Source organism: Hydrogenophaga sp. NFH-34 (assembly GCF_021401345.1).
Lineage (GTDB): Bacteria > Pseudomonadota > Gammaproteobacteria > Burkholderiales > Burkholderiaceae_C > Hydrogenophaga > Hydrogenophaga electricum.
The window spans coordinates 197,010-222,679 of the sequence record NZ_JACBGE010000006.1 but is presented as its reverse complement, the minus strand read 5'-3'; the positions used below and the strand labels follow the sequence as shown (position 1 = coordinate 222,679).

The following is a 25,670-nucleotide window of genomic DNA, read 5'->3' as shown; positions in this document are numbered from 1 at the left end:
AGATGACGCAGCAGAACGCGGCGTTGGTGGAAGAGAGTGCGGCGGCGGCGGAGAGCCTGCGGGAGCAGGCGCAGCGGTTGGCGCAGGTGGTGCAGGTGTTCCGCGTCGACGCCTCCGCCAGCGCGGTGGCCCCGGTGTCTTCGCCCGTGTCGCCACCGCCGGTGGTCAGGGCGCCGCAACCGGCACCGCGCGTGGCGAGCGCACGGCCCGCCCCACCGGCCCGCAAGCCGGAGCCGGCCGTGCCGGCTGCAGCACGGTCCGCACCGGTACCCAAGCCAGCCCCGGCGCCAGCGCCCGTGGCCGCCAGCCCGTCCGACGAGGGCGACTGGGAAAGTTTTTGACGGCGTAACGCCCACCTGAAAGGACACGGATCATGGGACTGCAAGCCCTTATGCGGCATTTCTCCATTCGCCTGCGGATGCTGGGCGCGATCGGCGTCGTCATCGGCTTGCTGGTCATGCTGGGCGGTTCGGGCCTCTGGGGCATGCAACGCCTGCAGCAGATCAACCACCACTTTGCCGAGCATGCGTTCGCGGAAACGGTGGCCCTGTCCAAGCTGCGTCTGGCGCTGGCGGACCTGAGCCGCCATGAAAAGGACATGGTGATCCAGTACGAATCGCCGGAACAGCTGTCGCTGGCACACATGCAGTGGGAAAAGACCCGCGGCGTGATCCAGGGCCTGATTAACGAGATGTTGCAGGGCGACGAGGACGAGGACAACGTGGTGCTTCGGGCCATGGTGGCCAAACTGGGTGACTATGCGGCCGCGGCCGAGCCGGTGGTGGCCAACATCAAGAACGGTGGCTACGACAGCGCCACGGTCGCCAACCGGATGCTGGGCAAGGCCCATGAGCGCTTCGACAGTCTGTGGAACGACCTGAACCAGATCGAGCGCATCATCGGTGGCGAGGCCGATCGGCTGCAGCAGGCCGGGGCGGACACCACGCAGCAGACCATGATCTGGTTCGGGCTGGCCGTGGGCATCGCGATGCTGATCGTGGTGCCCACCACGCTGGCGAACATGCAGAGCATCTGCCGTCCGCTGGACCGTGCGAAGGACGTGGCCGCCGCCATCACGCAGGGCGACCTGACGCAGGACATCACGCCCGAGGGCAAGGACGAAGTGACCGAGCTGACCACGGCGCTGGCTGGCATGCAGGCTTCGCTGGCCCGCATCGTGGGCGAGGTGCGCCGCAGCAGCGATGGCATCAGCACGGCCAGCATCGAGATCGCGTCGGGCAACCAGGACCTGTCCACGCGCACGGAGCACACCGCCAGCAACCTGCAGCAGACCGCCAGCAGCATCGAGCAGATCAATGGCGCGGTGCGCCAGAGTGCCGAAGCGGCGCGGCAGGCCAGCACCATGGCTCAGACCAACGCCGAGGTGGCGGCGCGCGGAGGCCAGGTGGTGTCGCAGGTGGTCTCGACGATGGAAGCGATCAACCACAGCAGCAAGAAGATCAGCGACATCATCGGCGTGATCGACGGCATTGCCTTCCAGACCAACATCCTGGCGCTGAACGCGGCGGTGGAAGCGGCGCGAGCGGGCGAGCAGGGCCGGGGCTTTGCGGTGGTGGCCGGTGAGGTGCGCAACCTGGCGCAGCGCAGTGCCGAGGCGGCCAAGGAAATCAAGGGCCTGATCGGCGCCAGCGTCGAAAACGTCGAAGCCGGCAGCCGGCTGGTGAGCGAAGCGGGCAACACCATTGGCGAAATCGTGGCCAACGCCGACAAGGTGGCGGCGTTCATCAACGACGTCACCACCGCGGCCAGCGAGCAGTCCCAGGGCATGGGCCAGGTGAACAGCGCCGTGGCCCAGCTGGACCAGATGACGCAGCAGAACGCGGCGTTGGTGGAAGAGAGCGCGGCGGCGGCGGAAAGCCTGCGCGACCAGGCGCAGCGGCTGGCCCAGGTGGTGCACGTTTTCCGGCTGAGCGCCTGAAGCCGGGGCGTGCGGCCCCAGGCCAGGCTGCCTATACTGGCAGGATCGTGTCCGCCAAGGTCTGCCCGCCATGAATGCCCGCCTGCCCCAGCCATTGCCGCTCGAACCCGGTGCCCTGCAAGCGCACGTTGACAGCGCCTGGCGCGAGCACCTCGTCCCGGCGCTGACGCGCTACATCGAGGTGCCGGCCAAGTCGCCCGCGTTCGACGCCGACTGGGCCGCGCACGGCCTGCTCGAACGGGTGCTGCAGTCGGCCGCCGACTGGGTGCGGGCTCAGCAGGTGCCGGGCCTGACGCTGGAGATCGTGCGCCTGAACGACGCCCAGGGGCGCCCGCGCACGCCGGTGCTGTTCTTTGAAGTGCCGGCCAGCGCGGGGCGCGACGGCACGCCGGCCCCGGCTTCCGGCCAGACCGTGCTGATGTACGGTCACCTGGACAAACAACCCGAGTTCACCGGCTGGCGCAGCGACCTCGGCCCGTGGACGCCCAAGATCGACGACGGCAAGCTCTACGGGCGTGGCGGTGCCGATGACGGCTACGCGGTCTACGCCAGCATCGCCGCCGTGCAGGCGCTCAAAGCGCAGGGCGTGGCGCACCCGCGCATCGTGGGCCTGATCGAGACCTGCGAAGAAAGCGGTTCGGGCGACCTGCTGCCCTACATCGACGCCCTGAAGTCGCGCCTGGGCGATGTCGGCCTGGTGATCTGCCTCGACAGCGGCGCCGGCAACTACGACCAGCTCTGGCTCACCACCAGCCTGCGCGGCATGGCCAGTGGCGTGCTCAAGGTCGAGATCCTCACCGAAGGCATTCACTCGGGCGACGCTTCGGGCCTGGTGCCGTCGAGCTTCCGGATCATGCGGCAGGTGCTCGACCGCCTGGAAGACAGCGTCACCGGCCGGCTGTTGCCGGCCAGCTTCCATTGCGAGGTGCCGGCCGAGCGCATCGCGCAGGCACAGGCCACCGCAGCCATCCTGGGCGAAGAGATCTACAAGCGCTTTCCCTGGGCGCACCACGATTGCGGCGGCAGCACGCTGTTTGCGCTGCCCACCACCACCGATCCGGTCGAAGCCCTGCTCAACCGCACCTGGCGGCCCACGCTCAGCGTGACCGGTGCCGAAGGTTTTCCAGCGATGAAAGATGCCGGCAATGTGCTGCGGCCCTACACCGCGTTCAAGCTCAGCCTGCGCCTGCCACCGCTGGTGGACGCGGCCCAGGCGGTGCAGCAGCTCAAGACGCTGCTCGAAGACAACGCGCCCTACCAGGCCAGAGTCACCTTCGAGGGCGAAGGCGCGGCCAGTGGCTGGAACGCACCCGCCACCACCGCCTGGTTCGATCAGGCGCTGCAGGACGCTTCGCAGGCGCATTTCGGCGCCGCCTGCGGCAACATTGGCCAGGGCGGCACGATTCCGCTGATGAATCTGCTCAGCCAGGGTTTTCCGAGCGCGCAGATGATGGTGTGCGGCGTGCTCGGCCCCAAGAGCAATGCGCACGGCCCGAACGAGTTCCTGCACCTGGACTACGCACGCCGCCTGACGGCGTCGGTGGCGCAGGTTATCGCGCGCATGCCCTGACCCAGTCCATGAGCGACACGACCCAGGCCCCTTTCACCCTGCGCGATGGCCTGAACATCGCGTTGTTCGACTGGCCGCTGCCCCCGCGCCAGCGGCCCCGGGCGGTGGTGCTGATCGTGCACGGGCTGGGCGAACACGCCTGGCGGTACGACCCGCTGGCGACGCGGCTGAATGAATGGGGGTATGCGGTGCGCGCCTACGACCAGCGCGGCCATGGCGAATCGGGCGGGCGCCAAGGCACCCTGCCCTATGACGATGCGCTGCTGGAGGACCTGGCCGAGGTGATCGACGACACCCGGCACCACATCGCCCAGCCGTGGTCCTGCCCGCTGATCCTGCTGGGGCACAGCATGGGCGGGCTGGTGTGCGCCAGCTTCGTGCAGCGCGGCCTGGCCCCGGTCGATGCGCTGGTGCTGTCCTCACCGGCGCTGGACGCGGGTCTGAGCGGCCTGCAAAAGCGGCTGATTCCTTTGCTGTGCCGGTGGGCGCCGAATCTGGCCGTGCGCAATGGGCTGGATGCCACCCGCATTTCGCACGATCCGGCGGTGGTGGCCGCCTATGCACAGGATCGCCTGGTGCATGACCGCATTTCGCCCCGCCTGGCCCGTTTCATCGCCACCAACGGCCCCCGGGTGGTGGCAGCGGCACCGCGCTGGAGCGTGCCCACCTTGTTGCTCTACGCCGGCGATGACCATCTGGTGCGGGCCGACGGCAGCCGCGCATTTGCCGCGATGGCGCCGCGCGAAAAGGTGTCGAGCCACTGCTTCGACACCTTCTATCACGAGATCTTCAACGAGCCCGATCCCTCGCCGGTGTACGCCCGGCTGAGGCCCTGGCTCGACGCCCAGGCCCAGACCTGAGCCGGGGCCGATCGCCTCAGCGGCGCAGCAGACCGCCCAGGGCACCGGCCAGCGCGCCCAGGTCGGGCCCCTGGCCACCGGCGCCTCCGCCCAGCAGGGCCCCCAGATCGTTCAGCGCATGGTCGGCAGGCACTTGGCCCTTGGGGGTCAATTGGTCGATCAGCCCGGGCAGGATCTGCGCCAACGTGCCGGCCGCCTGCTGCGAGTTGCCGCCGAACTGGCGGGCCACCTGGCCCAGCAGGTCAGGCCCCAGGGCGCTGCCGAGCGCATCGGCGGACACCGGCTGGTTGGCGCCGTGGCCGATCCACGACTGCACCACGTCGGCCAGTCCGCCCTGCTGCAGCTTGGCCAGCAGGCCCGAGAGGCCCCCGGCCTGGTTGATGAGGGTGGTGGCCAGGCCGATCAGCGCTGCGGCGTCGAGGCCGCCAGGGGCGGAGCCGGTCTTGCCGTTGTTGCCACCCAGGGCGGCGTTGGCGGCGGCGCCCACCAGTGAATCCAGAAGTCCCATGTCGTGCTCCCATGCGAAACCCCGGGGCATCCGGGGCGGGGGTCGAGAAACCGCAGCGGGGCTGCGGCGCGTTCAGGCCGGATTGTGGGACCGGCGCTGCCGCCCCGCAAGCCACAGCAGGGCCGCTCCGGTGAGGCCCACGGGCACCAGGGAACCGAGGTTCAACCAGGTCCAGCCCTGGGTGGTGACGAGGGCGCCGGAGGCGAACGAGGTCACCGCCATGACCGCAAAAACGAAGAAGTTGATGGCGGCCTGTGCGCGGTCTTTTTCCTCAGGTGTGTAGGCCTGCAGCGACAGCGTGGTGCTGCCGGTGAAGAGGAAATTCCAGCCCACGCCCAGCAGGAAGAGCGCGACCAGGAACTGGTGCAGGTCCACACCGGAGAGTGCGATCCCGATGCAGGCCAGGTTCAGAACGACGCCCACGCCCATGATGGGCAGCACGCCGAAGCGCTTGATCAGGTGCCCGGTGAAGAACCCGGGGGCAAACATGCCGATCACATGCCATTCCAGCACCAGGGCCGCATCGTCGAACCCGAAGCCGCAGACATCCATGGCCAGCGGCGTGGCCGCCATCAGCAGGTTCATGACCCCATAACCGAGCGCGGCGCTGGCGGTGGCCACGATGAAAACGGGTTGCCGCATGATCGCTTTCAAGGGCCGGCCGACCGGGGCGTGTGCCCGCTTCGGCGGCAGGGGCGGAAAGCGCAGGAAAGCCATCACCAGCATCGAAACCAGGGCCACCACCGTCAGTGCCAGGTAGGCGCCCGCGAACGGCACCTCGAACAGGTTGCGGGTGCGCGCCGCCAGGTTCGGGCCGAGCACCGCGCCGACCAGGCCGCCGGCCAGCACCAGCGACACCGCCTTTTCCCGGAAGGCCGGCGCGGCGAGTTCGGCTGCGGCAAAGCGGTAGAGCTGGCCGTTCGCGCTGTAGTAGCCCGCGATGACGGTGGCCGTCACGAGCAGCCAGAAGTTCTTGTCGAAAGCGGCCCAGGCGCACAGCAGGGCGGACCCGAGCGCGACCAGCAGCCCGATCTGGAACGAACCCTTGCGCCCGAAGAGCGATTGCGTGCGGGCCACCAGGGGTGTCGACAGCGCACCCCCGACCACATAGCCCATCACCGGCAGCGTGGCCATCCAGCCCTGTGGCGCCAGCGAAAAGCCCACCAGGCCGTTGATGGCGATGAAGACCACGTTGTTGGTCAGAAACAGGCCTTGTGCGGCGGCCAGCAGCCAGAGGTTCCGATTCATAAGTCGACGTTTATACAGCGGCGGACCGACGGACGCCATTGGTGTCCTGTCACGCCTGTGGGCCTTGGGGCGGTCTCTTCGGTGTTGGCGAGAGGACGCTGTTCGTGCAGGCCGATGCGGTGGAGGCCGCCAGTGGCCTGCCGGCGGGGACCTGGATCAGAGCACCGCGCGGGCCAGGGCCGCCAGCGCGGCGGTTTCGGCCCGCAGCACGCGCGGCCCGAGCGTGACGGGCACGAAGCCTGCGCTGCGGGCCTGGGCGTCTTCCTGGGGCGACAGGCCGCCTTCGGGGCCGCTGAGGAACAACAGCGCCGCATCGGGTGGCAGCGGTGCGAGCAACTGGCCCAGCGGTTGCGAGCCCTCGGCCAGCGACAGCACGCAGCGCTGGCCCTGGAAGGCGGCGGTGGAGCCGACCCAGCGGGCAAAGTCCTGCACCGGGGCCACGTCCGGCACCCGGTTGCCGCCGCACTGTTCGCAGGCCGCGGCCGCGACCGATTGCCAGTGCGCCTGTTTTTTGACGGCCCGGTCGCCGCTGAGGCGCAGCACGCTGTGGGCCGTGTGCAGGGGCTGCAGGCCGGCGACGCCGAGTTCGGCGGCTTTTTCCACCAGCCAGTCCATGCGCTCGTTGGCCGGCATGCCCAGGGCCAGGTGCACGCGGCGCCCGGCTTCGCGCTCGGCGTCATCAAAGGTGTCAACCCGCACCGCGACATCGCTGCGGCCCATGCGCAGGACGGTGGCGTGCCATTGCCCGCCGTCGCCGTTGAACAGCGTGATCGCGTCGCCCGGCTGCAGGCGCAGCACCTGCACATGGCGCGCGGCCGCAGCGGGCAGGTCCAGCTCGGCGCCGGCGTGCAGCGGGACGGGGCAGTGAAAGCGCGGCATGTCAGAAGGGCTCAGACGCGGCCGAAAGCGAAGCCGCTGGCGGCCTGCAGGCCTTCCACCTCGTCGATCAGGCGCAGCAGCGGCGCCAGTTCGCGGTAGCGGTGCGCGGTGGCGCGGATGTAGGCAATGAAGCGCGGCGCGTCGGCCAGGTATTTGGGCTTGCCGTCGCGCAGGGTCAGGCGGGCGAAGATGCCGGCCACCTTCAGGTGGCGCTGCAGCCCCATCCATTCGACGGCGCGGTAGAAGGCGCCGAAATCGCTGTGCCAGTCCTCGAAATCCATCAGGCCGGCCTTGCGGGCCTTTTCCCAGTAGCGCACGGTGATGTCGATGACAAAATCTTCCTCCCAGGTCAGGAAGGCGTCGCGCATCAGGCTGGCGATGTCGTAGGTGATGGGGCCGTGCACCGCGTCCTGGAAGTCCAGCACACCCAACTGCTGTGCGGGCGTGGCGCCCGGCTGCGGCGGGATCATGAGGTTGCGCGGCATGAAATCGCGGTGCACGTGCACGGTGGGGGCGGCCAGGCAGCGTGCCACGATGGTGTCGAAGGTCTTCTGCAGGGTGGCGGCCACGGCGCCCTCGACCTTGACCTGCCGGTGTTGCGCCAGGTACCAGTCGGGGAAGAGCTGCAGCTCGCGGCGCAGCAGGGCGTCGTCATAGGGCGGCAGTTCGCCCGGTTTCGAGGCGAGCTGCCAGGCCAGCAGCGCGTCCACCGCCTGCAGATAGCGGGCCTGGTTGGCGGACGGGTTCCCGGCATCGATCCGGGCCATCAGGGTGTCGGGGCCCAGGTCGCTGAGCAGCAGGAAGCCTTGTGCCTCGTCCCAGGCCAGGATCTCGGGCACCAGCAGGCCGGCGCTCTTCATCAGGCCCGCCACCTGGACGAAAGGCTGGCAGTTCTCCCGTTCGGGCGGCGCGTCCATGACGATGCGGCTGCCGCCGTCGGCGGTGTCGAGGCGCAGGTAGCGGCGAAAGCTCGCATCGGCCGAAGCCAGCCGCAGGGAGGCCGGGTCCAGCCCCTGGGTCGCGCTCAAGGGGGTGAGCCAGTGCCGGAAGGCGGCCTCGCGCTGCGGATCGGTCCAGGTGACGGCCAGAGTGGGGTCGGAATGGGAGGGGGTCATCGGTCGAGGACGCCGGTCGGCCCGGGGGGCGGCTGGCATGGAATAATTGGCGCGATTCTACAAATCGGCCCCCCGGCGAAGAGGCCGGCCGCATGTTGCTCCAGGGGCGTCCCGAAATCGGGTCGACGGAGCGTGTTTCACCAGTCATCCGGGTTGCTCGTCTTGCCACACCACGCCTCGCTTCCTGTTTCGCGCCAAGCGCTCCGCGCCCGGGCTTCCCGGCTCCGCCGCGCCGACGTCCTGGCTGTGCCCGAGCCCACCCGCCTGGTCCGGGCGATGCAGGGGGTCATGGCCTGCCTGGCCATCGGCACGTTGCCAGCGGCCTGGGCCCAGACCGCCGCCGAAGAGCGTCCGCTGCCGTTGCGGGTTGGCACCTCGCTGCTGGAACAGCTGCCGCAGGACGTGCGCAAACAGACGCCAACCTTTGTGTTCGGCGAGCAGATCGAAGGCAAGACCGACGGGGTGACCGTGATCGAAGGCGAGGCCGAGCTGCGCCGCCACGATGCCGTCATCCGGGGTGACCGGATTGAATACGACAACGCTTCCGGTGAAACCAAGGCCCAGGGCCGGGTGCTTGTGAACAAGCAGGGCGACCGCTTTCAGGGCCCTGAGCTGCAATACAACACCAACACCGAAAAGGGGCATTTCCAGGAGCCGACCTACGAGTTGTTGCGCAACGATGCCCGGGGTGACGCCAGTCGCGTGGAGTTTCTCGGCGACGGCAAGGCTGAGGTGTACAACGGCCGCTATTCGACCTGCCCGCGTCCGCCGGGCGCCACCTGGAACCCGGACTGGCTGCTGCGGGCCGAGCGCATCGAGCTGGACAACGTCGAGGAAGTCGGCGCGGCCCACAGCGGCGTGCTGGAGTTCAAGGGCGTGCCGTTCCTGGCCATGCCCTACCTGACCTTCCCGCTGTCCGACAAGCGCAAGTCGGGCGTGCTGCCGCCCAGCGTGAGCGTGGATTCCGTGAGCGGCTTTTCCGTCACGGCGCCCTACTACCTCAACCTCGCGCCGAATTACGACCTCACGCTGGAGCCGACCTACATGGCCAAGCGCGGGGTCGATCTGACGGGTGAGTTCCGCTACCTGCAGCCGAACTACCTCGGGCAGGTGCGGGCGTCCTACATGCCCTCGGACTCGCTGCGCGACATGGACCGCTGGGCCTATTCCTGGCAGCACAGCCAGAACGTGGGCCAGATCACCGGCTCGGATTCGCTGCGCGTGGGGGTCAACCTCAACCGCGTGGGCGACGACAACTACTGGAGCGATTTCCCGCGCGCGCTGCGCTCGCTCACTTCGCGCCTGCTGCGCAACGACGCGGTGGCGGTGTGGCGCCAGGGGCCCTGGGTGGCCAACGTCGGGGCCTACACCTACCAGACCCTGCAGCTCGACGATTCGCCGATCACGCCGCCTTACGACCAGTTGCCGTCGACGACGCTGACCTACAGCCAGCAGGACCGCTCCCTGCTGGGCATGCCGGGCTGGGATTTCACCGTGCAGACCAATGTCACCCGGTTCCGGCGCGCGAACTTCGTGCCAACCGAAGGCATTCAGGGCAACGGCGAGCGCGCCTTTGTCATGGCCGAGGCGACCCGCCGCTGGGAAGCGCCCGGCTGGTATGTGCAGCCCAAGCTGCGCGTGCACAGCGCGCAGTACCGCATGGACGACGTGCTGCTGGGCAGCAGTCGCAGCGCTTCGCGCACCCTGCCGACCCTCAGTGTGGACAGCGGCATGGTGTTCGAACGCCAGGCCGCGTACTTTGGTCGCAACTACCTGCAGACGCTGGAGCCCCGGCTGTTTGCGACCTGGACGCCTTATCGCGACCAGAGCTATCTGCCCAACTTCGACTCGGCCTCGCGCAGCTTCAACTGGGCGGCCATGTTCACGGAAAACGCCTTCGGCGGCAACGACCGCATCAGCGACACCCGCGCGCTCACGCTGGGCCTGAGTTCGCGCCTGATCGACCCCGAATCCGGGGCGGAAATCGTGCGCCTGGGCTGGGCCCAGCGCGCGCTGCTCAAGGACCAACTGGTGACCCTGCCGGGGGGCTCGGCGGTCACGGAGCGGCTCAGCGACATGCTGCTGACGGCCCGCGTGCAGTGGGACCCGCTGTGGGCGCTGGATTCGACCGTGCAATACAACCCCAAGAGCCGCGAATCGGCGCGCTCGACCATCGGCGTGCGCTACACGCCAGGGCCTTACAAGGTGTTCAGCGCGGCCTACCGGGTGCAGCGCGAGCGCAGCAAGCAGCTGGACATCGGCTGGCAATGGCCCCTGTCCGAACTCTGGGGTGAGGCCGGCAAGCCGGTGCCCAATGGCGCACTTGGCCCTGGCCAGTGGTACGCCGTGGGGCGCCTGAACTACAGCGTGATGGAGCGCAAGCCCGTGGACGTGGTGGCCGGTTTCGAATACGACGCAGGATGCTGGGTCGGCCGGGTGGTGCTTGAGCGCCTGCAGCTCAACACCACCAGCGCCAACCAGCGAGTGCTGTTCCAGCTCGAATTCTCCGGCTTCTCGCGCCTGGGCGGCAGTTCGCTCGAAGCGCTCAAGTCGCACATTCCCAAGTACCAGTATCTGCGGCAGGAAACGTTGCCGGCGAGCCGCTTCGAGCAATATGACTGATCTTTTCCCGTCCTCTTTTTTCAAGGGCCAGCCCCTCCGGTTCGCCGCGGTGCTGATGGCCTGCTGCCTGTCGGTGGCTTCCGCGCAAGGCCTGCGCCCTGCCGCCGCCGGGTCGGCCTGGGGCCTGCCGGCAGCGGCACCCGCCGCCTCGCGGACCGCGGATTACATCGTCGCGCTGGTCAACGGTGAACCGATCACCAACCACGACGTGCGCCAGCGCCTGCTGCGCGTCGAGCAGCAGCTCGCGCGCCAGGGCGCCAATGTGCCCAACCGCAGCCAGTTGCTGCCCGAGGTCGTGGACATGCTCATCAACGAGCGTGCCCTGGTGCAGTCGGCGACCGAAGCCGGTATCCGCGTCGACGACGCCAGCCTCAACCAGGCCGAGCTGAGCGTGGCGGCCCAGAACCAGCTGACCATCGAAGGCCTGCGCCAGCGGCTGACGGCCGAGGGGCTGGATGCGGGCCAGTTCCGGCGCGAACTGCGTGATCAGATCCTGCTGCAGCGGGCGCGTGAGCGCGAGGTCGAACAGCGTGTGAAGATCACCGACGCCGATATCGACGCTTTTCTGCGCGAGCAGCGCACGCAGGCTGGGGCAGCGGCGGCCGGTCTGGACCTGAGCCATGTGCTGGTGCTTGTGCCGGAAAACGCCAGCGAAGCACTGGTGCGCGAGCGGCAGGCCCGGGCCCAGCAGGTGGCCGACCGGGCCCGGGCGCCCGGGGCCAACTTTGCGGCCCTGGCACGCGAATTCTCCGACGCGCCCGAGGGGGCCAGCGGAGGGGGCTTCGGCATGCGGCCTGCCGACCGCCTGCCCGAGCTGTTCGTCCAGGCGGTGCGCGATCTGCCAGTGGGCGGTGTGGCCGGGCCGATCCGCAGCCCTGCGGGTTTTCACGTGCTGCGCCTGAACGAACGGCAGCAAGCCGGTGCTCCCGCCCTGAGTGAGGTGCAGACGCACGCCCGCCACATCCTGCTGCGCACGGGTCCGCAGATGAGCCAGGCCCAGGCCGTGGCGCAACTGGCGCGCTGGCGCGAGGAGATTTCGGCGGGGCAGGCTAATTTCGAGACGCTGGCGCGAGAGCACAGCCAGGACGGCTCGGCCAGCAATGGCGGCGACCTCGGCTGGGTCGGGCCCGGCCAGTTCGTGCCCGAGTTCGAGTCGGTGATGGACGCGCTCCAGCCCGGCCAGCTCTCGCAGCCGGTGGTCAGCCGTTTCGGGGTCCATCTGATCCGCGTCGACGAGCGCCGCGAGCGCACGCTCAGCGACCGCGAACAGCGTGAGCTGGCCCGCGACGTCCTGCGCGACCGCCGCGCCGAGGAGGCGCTGCGGGTGTGGATGCAGGACGTGCGGCAACGGGCCTTCGTCGAACAGCGCGACGATCCGCGGCCCTGAGGGCGGCCTCGACCGCCTGACCCATGAAGCACATTCCCCGCAAGCGGTTCGGCCAGCATTTCCTGGCCGATGCCGGCGTCATTGACAGCATCGTGCGCGCCATCGACCCCCACGCCGGGGAGCCGATGGTCGAAATCGGCCCTGGCCTGACCGCGCTGACCCAGCCGCTGGTGGAGCGCCTGGGTCGGCTCACCGTCATCGAGATCGATCAGGACCTCATTCCCCGGCTGCGCGCACATCCGCAACTGGATGTGGTGGCGTCGGACGTGCTCAAGGTCGATTTCACGGCGCTGTCGCAGCGCCTGTGTGGGGCCTTGCCTGAGGGGGGATCAACCGCTCCCCGGATGCGCGTGGTGGGCAACCTGCCCTACAACATCTCCAGTCCCATCCTTTTTCACCTGCTCGACCACGTGGCGGTGATCCGCGACCAGCACTTCATGCTGCAGAAGGAAGTGATCGACCGCATGGTGGCTGCACCGGCGACGGCCGATTACGGTCGCCTGTCCGTGATGCTGCAGTGGCGCTATGCCATGGAGAACGTGCTGTACGTGCCGCCTGAGTGTTTCGACCCGCCGCCCAAGGTGGACAGCGCCGTGGTGCGCATGGTGCCGCTGGCGGCACCGCCGGCGATCGATTTCCGCACCTACGGCGAGCTGGTGCAGACGGCGTTCAGCCAGCGGCGCAAGATTCTGCGCAACACGCTGGGGCGCTGGCTGGAGCAGCGGGGATTTGGCGGCCAGTTTGATCTGCAGCGGCGAGCCGAAGAGGTGCCGGTGGCCGAATACGTGGCACTGGCGCAGGCGCTGCAGGCATAAAAAAGCCGCTGCGTCGGCAGCGGCTTTTGGGGAGGAGGGGGCAGAGACGCCCGCCGCCCAGACGCCGATCAGGCTGCGGCCATCCAGTAACCGGCGTTGAACGGGCTGCTCATGCGCAGCGCCATGGGGCTGACGTCGACGATCTTGTCGGTCGGCATGGGCTCTTCACCCTCGCCTTCCGCCGACTCTTCACCCCGGGGCGAACGCGCGACCGAGAACGAATAGAAGCAGCGGAACGGGATCTTGCGGTCGGACCAGTAGTCGGCCACATCGCGGAAGATGTCGAGCAGCTGTTCGCGCGCTTCCTTGTCGAACTTGCTGTTGGCCGGGATGTGCTCCAGCACGACGATGAAGCCGGTCTGCGGGCCCGACTTGTGGACCAGATCGGTCATGCAGTCGTAGAGCGCATCGAAGTTCTTGCCGAAATGCGGCGGCAGGGTGTACTGCGAGGCGATGAGTTCCAGCACGTCCTGTTTGCTCTGGGCCTTGGCCAGGTTGGCGTAGAGGAAGTGGTGACCCAGTTGCTCGGCGCAAGCCTGCAGGTCTTTGACGCTGTAGGCGCGAATCGACTGCACGATGTTGCTGCGTACGTTACGAAGTGGCGTGTCCATCTCCGCGGTTCTTTCCAAGTTCAAGGTTGAGAAGCTGTGCTCTGGATGGGATCACTGCACGATCAGCCGAAAGCTGCTGTAGTGGTCCTCGGTGTAATAGCAGGCGTCAGGGATGCGGGGTTTCTGGCCGCCGCAAACGATGCGGCGGGCGCCTCGATGGCTCAGGCCCGGCGTGGGGACGGTGTATTCCCGGTAATAGCCGCGTCGGGCACCGGGCAAAAGCCGCTCTCGGTTACCGAACACCGTGCCATCCTTTTCGTACCGGAAAGGGCCGCCCTGGCGAATCTGTTCCATCACTTCACGCCCCTGGGGGGGCAATCGGGTGAGCGAGACGGAAGCGACCGCCGATCCGGGCAGGGTGAGCGCCTCAGGCGATCGTGCTTGCACCAACAGGGTGCCCAGCGTGGCCGCCAACGCCAGGGCGACCGTCCAGATCTTGCCCTGACCACTCCCCCAGAAACCCGACCGAGCCCGCTTCAGACCCATGAAAACCCAGCTCCTGATGCAATCAACCCGCCTCCGGCACGGGGGTTCAAGTCCATGACCACCGGTGCTCAAGGGGCGGGTTAACCCTGTCTTTCAAGGCGATGAGTGTGCCCTAATCGCCACAAAAAAGCAAGCGAATGCTGAATAAACAGGCAGGGTTGATGGCGGTGAAATGTGAGATAAGTCAGTGCTTGCTCTTGTGAATCGCCTTAATGGCTCACGTTGGCTTCAGCGACTGTCAGGGCCGTCATGTTGACGATGCGGCGTACGGTGGTGCTGGCGGTCAGGATGTGGGCGGGTTTGCCCACGCCCAGCAGCACCGGGCCGATGGCGATATTGCCGCCCGCTGCCGTCTTGAGCAGGTTGTAAGCAATGTTCGCGGCGTCGATGTTGGGGCAGACCAGCAGGTTGGCGTCGCCCTTGAGCGTGGTGCGCGGCATGAGCGAAAGCCGTGCATCGGCATCCAGCGCCACGTCGCCGTGCATCTCGCCGTCGACTTCCAGCCAGGGGGCGTTCTTCTGCAGGATGGCAAGCGTCTCGCGCATCTTGATGGCGCTGGGCTGGTTGGACGAGCCGAAGTTCGAGTGCGAAAGCAGCGCAGCCCGGGGCGTGATGCCGAAGCGCATCATCTTGCGCGCGGCCATCTGGGTGATTTCGGCCAGTTGTTCGGCGGTCGGGTCGTAGTTGACGTGGGTGTCGACCAGGAAGACCTGTCGCCCGGGCAGCATCAGCGCGTTCATGGCCGCGTAGCAGGTGGCGTTGGGGCGTTTGCCAATGACCTGGTCGAGGTAGTCCAGGTGCATGGCGGTGTTGCCCCAGGTGCCGCAGATCAGACCGTCGACGTCGCCGCGGCGCAGCAGCATGGAACTGATCAGCGTCAGGCGCCGACGCATCTCGATCTTGGCCATGTGGGCCGTGATGCCGCGCCGCTCCATCAGCTGGTGGTAGGTCTGCCAGAGTTCGCGGTAGCGGTGGTCCTGTTCGACGTTGACCACGTCGTAATCCACGTCCTGCTTGAGGCGCAGGCCGAATTTTTCGATGCGCTGGGCGATGATGGCTGGGCGGCCGATCAGGGTGGGACGGGCCAGGCCTTCGTCCACGACGATCTGGCAGGCGCGCAGCACGCGCTCTTCTTCGCCTTCGGCGTAGGCCACGCGCTTTTTCGCCGCGGTCTTGGCTGCGGCGTAAATGGGCTTCATCACGGTGCCCGAGGCCAGCACGAAGTTCTGCAGCTTCTCGCGGTAGGCGTCCAGATCGGCCACCGGCCGTTGTGCCACGCCGCTGTCGGCAGCGGCCTGGGCCACGGCGGGGGCGATCTTCATCATCAGGCGCGGATCGAACGGCTTGGGGATGAGGTATTCGGGGCCGAAGGCCAGCTTCTCACCCGCGTAGGCTGCAGCGACGACCTCGTTCTGTTCGGCCTGGGCCAGCTCGGCGATGGCGTGCACCGCGGCGATCTCCATCTCGTCGGTGATGGTGGAGGCGCCGGCGTCCAGCGCACCGCGGAAGATGTAGGGGAAACACAGGACGTTGTTGACCTGGTTGGGGTAGTCCGAGCGGCCGGTGGCGATGACCGCGTCGTCGCGCACCGCCTTCACGTCCTCGGGCGTGATCTCGGGGTTGGGGTTGGCCAGCGCCATGATGACCGGGCGTGCCGCCATCTTGGCCACCATCTCCTTCTTGAGCACGCCACCGGCGGACAGGCCCAGGAAGATGTCGGCGCCTTCGATGGCTTCCGAGAGGGTGCGCTGATCCGTCTTCTGGGCGAACTGGATCTTGTCCTCGTCCATCAGTTCGGTGCGCCCTTCATAGACCACGCCGGCCAGATCGGTGACCCAGATGTTTTCGCGCGGCAGGCCCAGTTTGAGCAGCAGGTTCAGGCAGGCCAGCGCCGCCGCGCCCGCGCCCGAGGCGACCAGCTTGACGTTCTTGATGTCCTTGCCCACGACCTTGAGGCCGTTGATGATGGCCGAGCCCACGCAGATGGCGGTGCCGTGCTGGTCGTCGTGGAAAACCGGGATCTTCATGCGCTTACGCAGCTCGCGCTCGACGTAGAAGCAGTCCGGGGCCTTGATGTCTTCGAGGTTGATGCCGCCGAAAGTGGGTTCGAGCGCGGCGATGATCTCCACCAGCTTCTGCGGGTCCTTCTCGTTGATCTCGATGTCGAACACGTCGATGCCCGAGAACTTCTTGAACAGCACGCCCTTGCCTTCCATCACCGGCTTGGACGCCAGGGGGCCGATGTCGCCCAGGCCCAGCACGGCGGTGCCGTTGGTGATCACGGCCACCAGGTTGCCGCGGCTGGTGTACTTGAAAGCGTTGACCGGGTCGGCCACGATTTCCTCGCAGGGCGCCGCGACACCGGGAGAGTAGGCCAGTGCCAGATCACGCTGGTTGGTCAGCTGCTTGGTGGCGGCGATGGCCACTTTGCCGGGGGTGGGCTGCTCGTGGTATTCCAGGGCGGCGCGGCGCAGTTCGGCGCGCTTGTCGGCTTGGTTCTGGGGGGTGGTCATGGTTGTCTCCCGACAGTGGTTATCCTGCAATGTGGAACCGGGTTGCGCATTCTAAAGCGCTCACCCCGAAATGCCCATAGGGGCGCCATTACGCAGGCAGGTCAGTATGGCTTTGTGGTGGAGCGGCGCCAAGGGGCTCCGCACAACGACAGAGGGCGCCCGTGGGCGCCCTGTCAATGCATGGGGGAGGCGGTTCAGGCGGCCATCACCAGCGCGGGTGGGCTGCTGACCGGATCGTTGCGTTGCAGGTGGGCCGCCGGGTGGCCCGGGCGGCATTCGGACCACACCGCGCGTGCGCAGCCTTCGCACTTGCCGCACTGGGTGGCCACCCCGAGTTCCAGCTGCAGATCGTCAAAAGCCATGCCCGCGCGGGCAGCATGCGCGATGGTCTTGTCACTGACGCGATGGCAAACGCAGACGATCATGGCAGGAGGCATTCCAAGTGGGATGGTCCTGCGAATGATAATGGCTCCTATTTATTGAAGCAAATCCCCAGTACGTCCAAGGGGTATTGCCCCGGTGCGGCGGGCCGGAGCCGCTTCCGGCGGCCGCCAGGACTATGGCGGAACGGCTTGGCGCCGCTCAGTCGGCGTCGCCCATCTGGCTTTGCAGGTAGTTGGGCAGGCCCACCTTGTCGATCAGCTCGATCTGGGTTTCCAGGAAGTCGATGTGTTCCTCGGTGTCGTCGAGGATGCCCTGCAGCAGATCGCGCGAGACGTAGTCGCGCACGCTTTCGCAGTGGGCAATGCCGTCCTTGATGGTGGCCTGTGCCGCGCGCTCCAGCGCGAGATCGCTGTTCAGGATCTCGGGCACGTCCTCACCGACATGCAGCTTGCCCAGGTCTTGCAGGTTGGGCAGGCCGTCGAGCATGAAGATGCGGTCCATGAGCTTGTCGGCGTGTTTCATTTCGCCGATGGACTCGCTGTATTCCTTCTTGGCCAGCTTGTCGAAGCCCCAGTGCTTGAGCATGCGGTAGTGCACGAAGTACTGGTTGATGGCGGTGAGCTCGTTCTTGAGCTGGGCTTGCAGATGGGCAATGGCTTGGGTGTCGCCTTTCATGGGAATCCTTCCTTGGAGATGGGGGTGTTGACGGCCGATTCTCCGTGCGATTCCCGGGGTTGCCCACCAGGGTGAAACGCCCTTGTTTGTAAATGCTAATGATTCTCATACAATGACAAAGGAATCATTCTCAGCCAGCCAGCCCCCGTTGCCGCAACGGGCCGCCTCGCCAGCGATGTTCATCACTTCACTGGTACTGGCATGGCCTCAAAAGCTCTCCGATCTTCTTCGTCCGCCCGCGCTGCTGTGCCGGCGCTGTCTCCCTTGTGTCTGGCCTGTGCGGCCGCGTTGAGCGTGCCCGGGGCGGCCTGGGCACAGGCGGCCGCGGTCACGCTCAAGGAGGTGGTGGTCAGCGGCTCGCGCAGCGAGCGGGCGCTGGACGAGGTGCCGGCCAGCGTCGACGTGCTGACCGGCGAGGACCTGGACGGCGCGCAGGTGCAGGACATCCGCGACCTGGCGCGCGAGCTGCCCAACGTGAGCGTCAAGCGCGCGGCCCAGCGCTTCAGCGGTGTGTCGCCCGGCGGGACCGGGCGCGATGGCAACGCGGGCTTCAATGTGCGGGGGCTGGAAGGCAACCGCGTGCTGCTGACCGTGGACGGTATCCGCGTGCCGCGTGAGCTCACCAGCGGCGTGTTCGGTTCGGCCTCTTTCGGGCGCGACTACTACGACCTGGGCCTGATCTCGCGCGTGGAAATTCTGCGCGGGGCCAGCTCGGCGCTGTACGGATCGGACGGTCTGGCGGGCATGGTGGCGATGTCGACCACCGAGCCGGCGGAACTGCTCAAAGCGGGCCAGACCTTCGGCGGGCGCGTGGGCCTGAAGCTGGACAGCGAAAACGACAGCCGGGGCGTCGGGCTCACCTTGGCGGGCCGGCCCAGCGACACCCTGCAGTGGCTGGGCAGCGTGCAGGTGGGGCGCAGCAGCGAACTCGACAACCAGGGCACCAACACGGCGCTGAACAGCACGCGCACGGCCCCCAATCCGCAGAAAGACCAGGACGTGTCGGTGCTGGGCAAGCTGGTGTTCACGCCCGGGGGTGGTCAGAAGCACACGATCACGCTGGAGCATGTGGACAAGTCGTCCGAGGTCGAGGCCTACACGGGCCGCACGGCCTCGGCCTCCTCGGGGTCGGTGCTCGACCTGGACGGCACCACCGACATGCGCCGCTCGCGCCTGAGCTGGGACGGCCGCTTCCGCATCGACAGTGCCTGGGCCGATGAGCTGCGTGCCACGGTCGGGGTGCAGGACTCGGACTCGCGCGAGGTCACGCACGAGCAGCGCACGGTATCGCCGACGCAGCGATCGCGCGACGTGACCTACAGCGAGCAGCTCTGGCAGGGCGTGCTGCAGGCCGAAAAGACCCGCGCGCTGGGCGGCGACTGGAGCCAGAAGCTGGTGTACGGTGCCGACGTGACCGTGTCGCACATGGACAACCTGGTCACCGGCACGGGCGCGCCGTCCTACGAGCGCTACCCGCTCAAACGCTTCCCGGAAACGCGCGAAACCACCACGGCGCTGTTCGTGCAGAGCGAATTCGCGACCGACCGCTGGAGCGTGATCCCGGCGCTGCGGTACGACCGCTTCGAACTCAAGCCCCGCAACGACGGCCTCTATCCACTGGAGGCGGCAAGCCTGTCCGACAGCGCTTTCTCGCCCAAGCTCGGCGTGATTTTCCGGCCGGCATCGAACTGGAGCCTGTTCGGCAACCTGGCCGCCGGGTTCCGGGCGCCGAGCCCGCTGCAACTGAACAACTATTTCGAGAACCCGTTCGGCAACTACCGCACGATCCCGAACCCCGACCTCAAACCCGAAACCAGCCAGACGCTGGAGCTGGGAACGCGGGGTTCGACCCACGGCCTCCAATGGGAAGCCGCCGTGTTCAACGGGCGCTACAAAGACTTCATCGAAGAACTGGTTGCCGTGGGCGGCAGCATGTTCACGCCCGCCGACCCGCTCACCTACCAGGCGGTCAACCGCGGGCGCGTGCGCTTGCATGGCTTTGAGCTCAAAGGCCAATATGCGCTGGGCAAGGCCACGAACCTGCGCGTGGCGTTTGGCCAGACGCAAGGCAAGGACACCGTGACCGACCGGCCCCTCAACTCGGTCAATCCGGCCAAGCTGGTCGTGGGGCTGGATCACCGCCTGGGGGCCTGGAAGCTCGGCGCCGCACTGACCCACGTGGCCAAGAAGTCCACGAGCGACATCGACACCAGCGGCACGCCCAACCAGTTCGCCACGCCGGCCTACACCACGCTGGACCTGAGCGCGAGCTGGCAGGTGACGCCGTCGACGCGCCTGAGCGCGGCTTTGCGCAACGTGACCGATCGCAAGTACTGGGAATGGACCAATGTGCGCGGCATCGCTGCCCATTCGCCCGTGCTCGATGCCTACACCGCACCGGGCCGCAGCCTGGCCCTGGCGCTGGTCACCGAGTTCTGACCCCCTGCCCCATCGACCTCCAGGAGCCCTTTTCATGGCCGACACCCCCGACCTGAGCGCCGTTCGCGAAGCCTGCCGAGCCTTTCCTGCGCGCTTCCAGACCCTGTACCTCGGCACGGCCGCGGCCGACGGTCAGCCGGAAGCCAGTTACGCCCCGTACGTCGCCGACGGGGGCAGCTACTGGGTCTATCTGAGCGATCTGGCCCGCCACAGCGCCAACCTGCGCGCCAACGGCCGGGCCTCGGTGCTCTTCATCGAGCCGGAGGCTTCGGCCAAGCACCTGTTTGCGCGCGAGCGGCTCACGCTGGCCTGCGTGGCCGCAGAGTGCGCGCGGGGCGCGGACCGCTTCGAGGTGGTGATGGACCTGTTCGATCGGCGGTTCGGCAAATTCATGCAGGTGATCCGCCCGCTGCAGGACTTTCGCCTGTTCGAACTGCGCCCGCAGTCGGGGTCGTACGTGGCGGGTTTTGCCAGGGCGTATGCGCTCGACGGCGCGGACCTGGGGGCCGTGCGCCACCGCAACGAACAAGGCCACCAGGCGCCCGATGCCGCGGCCGAGCGCCGCCTGAGCGAAAGCCTGCCGTCGTGACGGCCGCCGCCGGCGTTTCCAGCCCCACCCCTTCCAGGAGTTCCCCATGACAGCGGTCCTCATCCGCGAACAGTTTGCCCAGGCGCGCCAGCGTGGTCTGCGTGCCCGCGACGCTGCCCAGGCCATCGGCCAGAGCGAAGGGGCCGTGGTGGCGGCCCATGCCGGCATGCAGGAAGGCCCGCTGCGCGCCCTGCCCTTGCTGCCCCGCTGGCTGGAGATCCTGCAGTCGCTGCAGGCCTGCGGCCCGCTCATGGCGCTGACGCGCAACGAGAGCACGGTGCACGAAAAGACCGGGGTCTACCAGCAGCTGTCGGCCAACGGCCCTGTGGGTCTGGCGCTGGGCGAGGACATCGATCTGCGGCTGTTCTTCGACCGCTGGCACGCCGGCTTCGTGGTGACCGAGGTGCCGGCCCAGGGCGAGGCGCAGGCCAGCCTGCAGTTCTACGATCCGCACGGTCAGGCCGTGCACAAGATCTACCCGCGGGCGCAGACCGAGCGCACAGCCTGGGAACAGGTGCTCCAGCGCTGGGCCGATCCCGGGCAGGCCGTGGTGTTCGAGGCCGGTGCCGCCCCGCGCACCCTGCCCGCCCCGGCCGATACCGCGGCCCGCTGCGCGACCGAATTCGCCCAGGCCTGGGCCGGCATGAGCGACACCCACCAGTTCTTCGGCCTGCTGCGACGCTTCGGCCTGGAGCGGCAACAGGCCCTGAGCCTGGTGGAAGGCCGTTTCACCCGGCGCGTGGCGACCGACGCCGTGCGTCAGCTGTTGCTGGCGGCGGCACTGGACGGCACGCCCATCATGGTGTTCGTCAGCAGCCCCGGGTGCATCCAGATCCACTCCGGGCCGGTGCAGCGCGTGGAGCCGCTGGCCATGCGTGGCCAGACCTGGCTCAACGTGCTCGATCCGGGGTTCAACCTGCACCTGCGCGAAGACCGGATCGCCAGCGCCTGGGTGGTCGAAAAACCCGGGGACTGCGGCACCGTGAGCTCGCTGGAGGTGTTCGACACCGAAGGCGCGCTCATGGCCATGTTCTTTGGTGCGCGCAAGCCCGGCCAGCCCGAACTGGCGGGCTGGCGCGAACTGCTGGCGCCGCTGTCTCCCCAACCGGCGGGTGCCGTGCCCGCCTGACGCCCAATTCACCATGACCTCACTCGGTACCACCCTGCGCGCGACCGAAATCAAGGCCTTCGTGCCGGCACGCGACTTCGCGCTGTCCCAACGCTTCTACGCCGACCTGGGCTTCGAGAAGCGCTCCGAAGGCGGCGGCGTGGCGTACTTCCAGGTCGATGGCTGCGCCTTCCTGCTGCAGGACTTTCACGTTCCGGCGCTGGCCGACAACCTGGTGATGCACCTGCTGGTGCCGTCGGTGGACGCCTGGTACGCCCACGTGCAGACGCAGGACCTGGCAGGTCGCTACGGGGTGCGCGTCACGCCGCTGGTGGTCCAGCCCTGGGGCATCACCGAATTCGTCGTCATCGACCCTGCCGGGGTGTGCTGGCACATCGGCCAGAACACCCCGGGCTTTGTGCCTCAGGGCCGCCTGCCGGGCGCCGCCGAGGAGGCCGACCTGCCATGAGTGCCTTTGTTCCGTCCAACGATCATGAAACCCTTTCTGCCCTGCCCACCCTCCGCCAACACCTCGCGCAGAAGCGTGCTCAGAAAGCTCTCGCTCGCCGGCCTGGCTGGCTCGGCGGTGGGCGTCGCTGGCTGGCCTTTGCGGGCGATGGCTGCGCCTGCGGATGCGAAGTCGCCGAACCCCGGCGCCCCGCCGGGCAGCGCCGCTGACGGCGCGCGCCTGATCACCTTGGGCGGCGGCATCACCGAGGTGGTGTACGCGCTGGGCGCGCAGGCGCTGCTGGTGGGCACCGACACCACCAGCCTGTACCCGGCGGCGGCCCAGGCCACGCCCAAGGTGGGCTACCTGCGCCAGCTTTCGGCCGAAAGGCTGCTGGCTTTGCGGCCGACCGCCGTCGTGGCCGGTGCCGATGCCGGCCCGCCGGTGGTGCTGGACCAGATTCGCAGCGCGGGCGTGAAGGTGGAACTGGTCGCGGCCGACCACAGCTGGGAAGAAGTGCGACGCAAGGTGGCCGCCGTGGGCCGCGCAGCCGGGCGCGAGGCCGCGGCCCAGGCGTTGCAGCAGCAGCTCGACGCCCGCTGGCAGGCGGTGCAGGAGCGTGTGCGCGCGCAACCGCCTGCCCGGCCGCCGCGCGTGCTGTTTGTGCTTTCGCACAGCGGCAGCCCGCAGGTGGCGGGCGAACAGACCGCGGCCGACGCCATGATCCGTTTCATGGGCGCGCGCAACGCGCTGGGCGGCTTCCAGGGCTACCGGCCCATGACCGCCGAAGCCATGGCCGCGGCAGCGCCCGACGTGATCCTGACCACCACGCAAGGCCTGGAGGCCGTGGGCGGCGCCGACGCCTTCTGGCAACGCCCGGAGGTGGCGCTGACGCCGGCGTTTCGCCAACGCCACACGCCGCGCGCGCTGGTGCACCTGGACGCGCTGGAACTGCTGGGCTTCGGTCCGCGCCTGCCCGACGTGGTGGAGCGCCTGCACCGCCAGGTGGTGCGGGCATGACCGCGATCCGCACGCCCGATCTGCAGCGCGCGCTGGCCGACTACACCGGCACGCTGGGCTTTCGCTGCCTGCAGCAGGTGCCCGGGGTCTGGGCGTGGCTCACGCAGGGCTCGCTGCGCCTGCAGCTCTGGGCGTTCGGTGCCACGCCGGGGCGCTGGGAGCGTGCCGATCCCGAGGTCGGGTGCTTCCAGGCCGAGCACCACAGCGTGGCCGTGATGCGCATCCACGCCTTGCACGCCAGCGTGTCGCGCGCCTTGCGTGCCAGCGGGCGGAGCGACCGGCTCGACGGCGAAGGCCTGCAGCTCATGCCCTGGGGCGCCTGGGAGTTTGCGTTCCGGGACGGCGATGGCCATGTCATCCATTGCGTCGACTGGGGGCTGGTGCCGGCTTCCGTGTCGGCGCGCACCGGGCGCGCAGCCGGGCCGTCGGCGGGGTGCGCATGAGCGGCGGCGCGACGACGGTGGCGCCCCGCATCGGGCGGCGCCTGCAGCCGGCGGGGGTGCCGGGCCTGGGGCGTGTGCCCGGCCCCTGGCTGCTGGGTCTGCTGGCCGCGCTGCTGGTCGGGGTGTTCGTCTACGCCGCCGGGCGTGGTGCTTACGGCCTGCCGCTGGCCGAACTGCCGGGCGTGCTGGCGGGGCTCGCGGCGCCGGCCGGGGCCGAGCGCAGCGCGGCCGAGCTGGTGTTCTTCAACATCCGGCTGCCGCGTCTGCTGCTGGGGCTGGTGGCCGGCGCCGGGCTGGGCATGGCCGGGGCGCTGATGCAGGGCCTGTTCCGCAACCCGCTGGCCGACCCGGGCCTGATTGGCGTGAGCAGTGGCGCGGCGCTCGCGGCCGGTATCACCATCGTGCTCGGGGCAGCCTGGTTTCCCGACCTGCCGCGCGCGCTGGGCAGCTGGACGCTGGTGCTCATGGCCTTTGGCGGCGGGCTGACCGTCACCGCGCTCATCTACGCGCTCTCGCGCAGCGACGGCGGCACGCGTGTCGGGCTGATGCTGCTGGCCGGTATCGCGGTCAACGCCCTGGCCGGCGCGGGCCTGGGGCTGCTGAACTTTCTGGCCACCGACGAACAGTTGCGCAACCTGCAGTTCTGGCTGCTCGGCAGCCTGGGCGGTGCACGCTGGAGCGCCGTGGGGCTGGTGGCGGTACTGACCGGCGTGGCCCTGGCGATCGGCTGGCGGCTGGTCGGGGCGCTCAACGCCCTGGCCCTGGGTGAGGCGCAGGCGGTGCTGCTGGGCGTGCCGGTCGAGCGCATCAAGCGTGTGGTGATCGTCGTCACCGCGCTGGCCGTGGGGGCGGTCACCGCCACCACCGGGATCATCGGTTTCATCGGCCTGGTGGCGCCGCACATGGTGCGCTTGCTGGCCGGGCCGGACCACCGCTGGGTCGTGCCCGGCTCGGCCTTGCTGGGCGCCAGTCTGGTGCTGCTGGCCGACGCCGTGGCGCGCACGGCCCTGCAGCCGGCCGAATTGCCCCTGGGCGTGCTGACCGCGCTGGTGGGGGTGCCGTTTTTTCTGCTGCTGCTCCGGGGTGGCCATGCGCGCGGGCTGTGAACGCCCGGACCTGAAAGGATGCCGCCGATGAATGCCCGTGTGCCCCTGACCTCTCTGGCGCGCCCCGCCGGCCCACCCTGGCCGACCGGGGCGGCCCCTGGCCTGGTGGCACAGGGCGTGGGTGTGCGTGTGGGCGCCAGCCTGCTGCTGCAGGATGTGGATCTGGCGCTGGCGCCCGGTGAAGTGGGGGCGGTGCTCGGCCCCAACGGGGCCGGCAAGTCCACCCTGCTGTCGGTGCTGGCCGGTCTGCGCACACCGAGCACCGGCCAGGTCTGGCTGGGCGGGGCGCCGCTGGCCGGGCAGGACCTGTCGACCCTGGCGCGCTACCGCGCCGTGATGTCGCAGGACACGGCCGTCGCCTTCGATTTCACCGCCCGCGAGGTGGTGGAACTCGGCCGCTATCCGCACCGGCTCCGGCCCTCCCGCCACGAAGCGGGCATCGTCTCGGCCGCGCTGGCGCTGACCGACGTGCAGCACCTGGCCGAGCGGCCGGTGGCCGGCCTCAGCGGCGGTGAGCGGGCGCGGGTGCAACTGGCGCGCGTGCTCGCGCAGATCTGGGAATGGCTGCCCGGCGAGCCGGCCCGCTGGGTGCTGCTGGACGAGCCCACCGCTGCGCTGGACCTGCGCCACCAGCACGAAACGCTGTCCGTCGTGCGCGAATGGGCCCGGCTGCAGGGCGTGGGCGTGCTGACGGTGCTGCACGACCCCAATCTGGCGCTGCGTTATGCCGACCGCGTGTGGGTGCTGGAGCGCGGCCGCCTGCGCGCCAGCGGACTGCCGCAGGCCGTGCTCTCGCCCGAACTGCTGCACGCGGTGTGGGGCGTGCGGGCGCAGCCGGTGCACGACGCCGACGGCTGCCCGCAACTGCTCATCGCGCCCACGAAGCGGTCCGCCTGTTAGGGCGG

22 protein-coding genes and 2 pseudogenes are annotated in these 25,670 nt (G+C 68.7%); 15 read left to right on the top strand and 9 right to left on the bottom strand.

The window, feature by feature from the left end; all coding sequences use genetic code 11:
- The 4 genes and pseudogenes from L0977_RS07930 to L0977_RS07910 all read left to right on the top strand — a co-directional run.
- Positions 1-341, top strand: a pseudogene (locus tag L0977_RS07930) (methyl-accepting chemotaxis protein); the annotation flags it as partial.
- A 32-nt stretch (positions 342-373) separates the two neighbouring features.
- Entirely contained in the window at positions 374-1,939 is a 1,566-nt protein-coding gene (locus L0977_RS25555) for a methyl-accepting chemotaxis protein (RefSeq protein ID WP_284309134.1), read from the top strand.
- 70 nt (positions 1,940-2,009) lie between these two features.
- Complete coding sequence (locus L0977_RS07915; RefSeq protein WP_234264314.1) at positions 2,010-3,509, top strand: M20/M25/M40 family metallo-hydrolase; 1,500 nt, start codon at positions 2,010-2,012, stop codon at positions 3,507-3,509.
- Between the two features lie 8 nt (positions 3,510-3,517).
- Positions 3,518-4,369: an alpha/beta hydrolase gene (locus tag L0977_RS07910; protein WP_234264313.1), complete on the top strand. Its 852-nt coding sequence runs from the start codon at positions 3,518-3,520 to the stop codon at positions 4,367-4,369.
- A gap of 16 nt (positions 4,370-4,385) precedes the next feature.
- Here the strand turns inward: L0977_RS07910 and L0977_RS07905 are convergent, their stop codons facing one another.
- The 4 genes from L0977_RS07905 to L0977_RS07890 all read right to left on the bottom strand — a co-directional run bounded on the left by L0977_RS07905 (position 4,386) and on the right by L0977_RS07890 (position 8,119).
- Complete coding sequence (locus L0977_RS07905) at positions 4,386-4,877, bottom strand: YidB family protein (RefSeq protein WP_234264312.1); 492 nt, start codon at positions 4,875-4,877, stop codon at positions 4,386-4,388.
- A 72-nt stretch (positions 4,878-4,949) separates the two neighbouring features.
- Positions 4,950-6,125, bottom strand: coding sequence for an MFS transporter (locus tag L0977_RS07900; RefSeq protein WP_234264311.1), 1,176 nt, complete (start codon positions 6,123-6,125; stop codon positions 4,950-4,952).
- A gap of 156 nt (positions 6,126-6,281) precedes the next feature.
- The gene (locus L0977_RS07895; RefSeq protein WP_234264310.1) at positions 6,282-7,004 is read right to left on the bottom strand and encodes a 16S rRNA (uracil(1498)-N(3))-methyltransferase; all 723 of its coding nucleotides are present in this window, start codon (positions 7,002-7,004) and stop codon (positions 6,282-6,284) included.
- An 11-nt stretch (positions 7,005-7,015) separates the two neighbouring features.
- On the bottom strand, positions 7,016-8,119 hold the full coding sequence (locus tag L0977_RS07890; protein WP_234264309.1) for an aminoglycoside phosphotransferase family protein: 1,104 nt from the start codon (positions 8,117-8,119) through the stop codon (positions 7,016-7,018).
- A gap of 246 nt (positions 8,120-8,365) precedes the next feature.
- Between L0977_RS07890 and L0977_RS07885 the strand changes: the two genes are divergently transcribed.
- From L0977_RS07885 to rsmA, 3 genes are read left to right on the top strand one after another with little or no spacing between them, the layout of a single operon-like run.
- Positions 8,366-10,741, top strand: coding sequence for an LPS-assembly protein LptD (locus tag L0977_RS07885; protein ID WP_234264308.1), 2,376 nt, complete (start codon positions 8,366-8,368; stop codon positions 10,739-10,741).
- Positions 10,734-12,128 carry a peptidylprolyl isomerase gene (locus L0977_RS07880; protein ID WP_234264307.1) on the top strand — a complete coding sequence of 465 codons (1,395 nt, stop codon included), beginning with the start codon at positions 10,734-10,736 and terminating at the stop codon, positions 12,126-12,128. The genes L0977_RS07885 and L0977_RS07880 overlap by 8 nt, the downstream gene beginning before the upstream one ends.
- 23 nt (positions 12,129-12,151) lie before the next feature.
- A complete protein-coding gene (rsmA, locus tag L0977_RS07875; RefSeq protein WP_234264306.1) occupies positions 12,152-12,943 on the top strand; it encodes a 16S rRNA (adenine(1518)-N(6)/adenine(1519)-N(6))-dimethyltransferase RsmA in 792 nt (263 codons plus the stop codon).
- 215 nt (positions 12,944-13,158) lie between these two features.
- Here the strand turns inward: rsmA and L0977_RS07870 are convergent.
- The 5 genes and pseudogenes from L0977_RS07870 to bfr form a co-directional block, all read right to left on the bottom strand.
- Positions 13,159-13,554 (bottom strand): annotated as a pseudogene (locus tag L0977_RS07870) (barstar family protein); the annotation flags it as partial.
- A gap of 51 nt (positions 13,555-13,605) precedes the next feature.
- Positions 13,606-14,040, bottom strand: a complete 435-nt coding sequence (locus L0977_RS07865; protein ID WP_234264304.1) for a ribonuclease domain-containing protein — start codon at positions 14,038-14,040, stop codon at positions 13,606-13,608.
- A gap of 209 nt (positions 14,041-14,249) precedes the next feature.
- Positions 14,250-16,553 carry an NADP-dependent malic enzyme gene (locus L0977_RS07860; RefSeq protein ID WP_234264303.1) on the bottom strand — a complete coding sequence of 768 codons (2,304 nt, stop codon included), beginning with the start codon at positions 16,551-16,553 and terminating at the stop codon, positions 14,250-14,252.
- A 194-nt stretch (positions 16,554-16,747) separates the two neighbouring features.
- Positions 16,748-16,978 carry a (2Fe-2S)-binding protein gene (locus L0977_RS07855; RefSeq protein ID WP_234264302.1) on the bottom strand — a complete coding sequence of 77 codons (231 nt, stop codon included), beginning with the start codon at positions 16,976-16,978 and terminating at the stop codon, positions 16,748-16,750.
- Positions 16,979-17,135: 157 nt separating this feature from the next.
- Entirely contained in the window at positions 17,136-17,612 is a 477-nt protein-coding gene (gene bfr, locus L0977_RS07850) for a bacterioferritin (RefSeq protein ID WP_234264301.1), read from the bottom strand.
- Positions 17,613-17,813: 201 nt separating this feature from the next.
- Here bfr and L0977_RS07845 point away from each other — a divergent pair, with 201 nt between their 5' ends.
- Genes L0977_RS07845 through L0977_RS07810 form a run of 8 tightly spaced genes read left to right on the top strand, consistent with a single transcriptional unit; the run spans position 17,814 to position 25,665 of the window.
- Complete coding sequence (locus L0977_RS07845) at positions 17,814-20,051, top strand: TonB-dependent hemoglobin/transferrin/lactoferrin family receptor (RefSeq protein ID WP_234264300.1); 2,238 nt, start codon at positions 17,814-17,816, stop codon at positions 20,049-20,051.
- 34 nt (positions 20,052-20,085) lie between these two features.
- A complete protein-coding gene (locus L0977_RS07840; RefSeq protein ID WP_234264299.1) occupies positions 20,086-20,640 on the top strand; it encodes a HugZ family pyridoxamine 5'-phosphate oxidase in 555 nt (184 codons plus the stop codon).
- A 46-nt stretch (positions 20,641-20,686) separates the two neighbouring features.
- Positions 20,687-21,769, top strand: a complete 1,083-nt coding sequence (locus L0977_RS07835) for a hemin-degrading factor (RefSeq protein WP_234264298.1) — start codon at positions 20,687-20,689, stop codon at positions 21,767-21,769.
- 13 nt (positions 21,770-21,782) lie between these two features.
- On the top strand, positions 21,783-22,217 hold the full coding sequence (locus L0977_RS07830; protein WP_234264297.1) for a glyoxalase: 435 nt from the start codon (positions 21,783-21,785) through the stop codon (positions 22,215-22,217).
- 36 nt (positions 22,218-22,253) lie between these two features.
- Positions 22,254-23,216 (top strand): heme/hemin ABC transporter substrate-binding protein, encoded by a 963-nt coding sequence (locus L0977_RS07825; protein WP_442786619.1) that lies wholly within the window; start codon positions 22,254-22,256, stop codon positions 23,214-23,216.
- The gene (locus L0977_RS07820) at positions 23,213-23,659 is read left to right on the top strand and encodes a VOC family protein (RefSeq protein WP_234264295.1); all 447 of its coding nucleotides are present in this window, start codon (positions 23,213-23,215) and stop codon (positions 23,657-23,659) included. Before L0977_RS07825 ends, L0977_RS07820 begins: the two co-directional genes overlap by 4 nt.
- The gene (locus L0977_RS07815) at positions 23,656-24,765 is read left to right on the top strand and encodes a FecCD family ABC transporter permease (protein WP_234264294.1); all 1,110 of its coding nucleotides are present in this window, start codon (positions 23,656-23,658) and stop codon (positions 24,763-24,765) included. Before L0977_RS07820 ends, L0977_RS07815 begins: the two co-directional genes overlap by 4 nt.
- 27 nt (positions 24,766-24,792) lie before the next feature.
- On the top strand, positions 24,793-25,665 hold the full coding sequence (locus L0977_RS07810; protein WP_234264293.1) for a heme ABC transporter ATP-binding protein: 873 nt from the start codon (positions 24,793-24,795) through the stop codon (positions 25,663-25,665).
- Positions 25,666-25,670 lie beyond the last annotated feature (5 nt).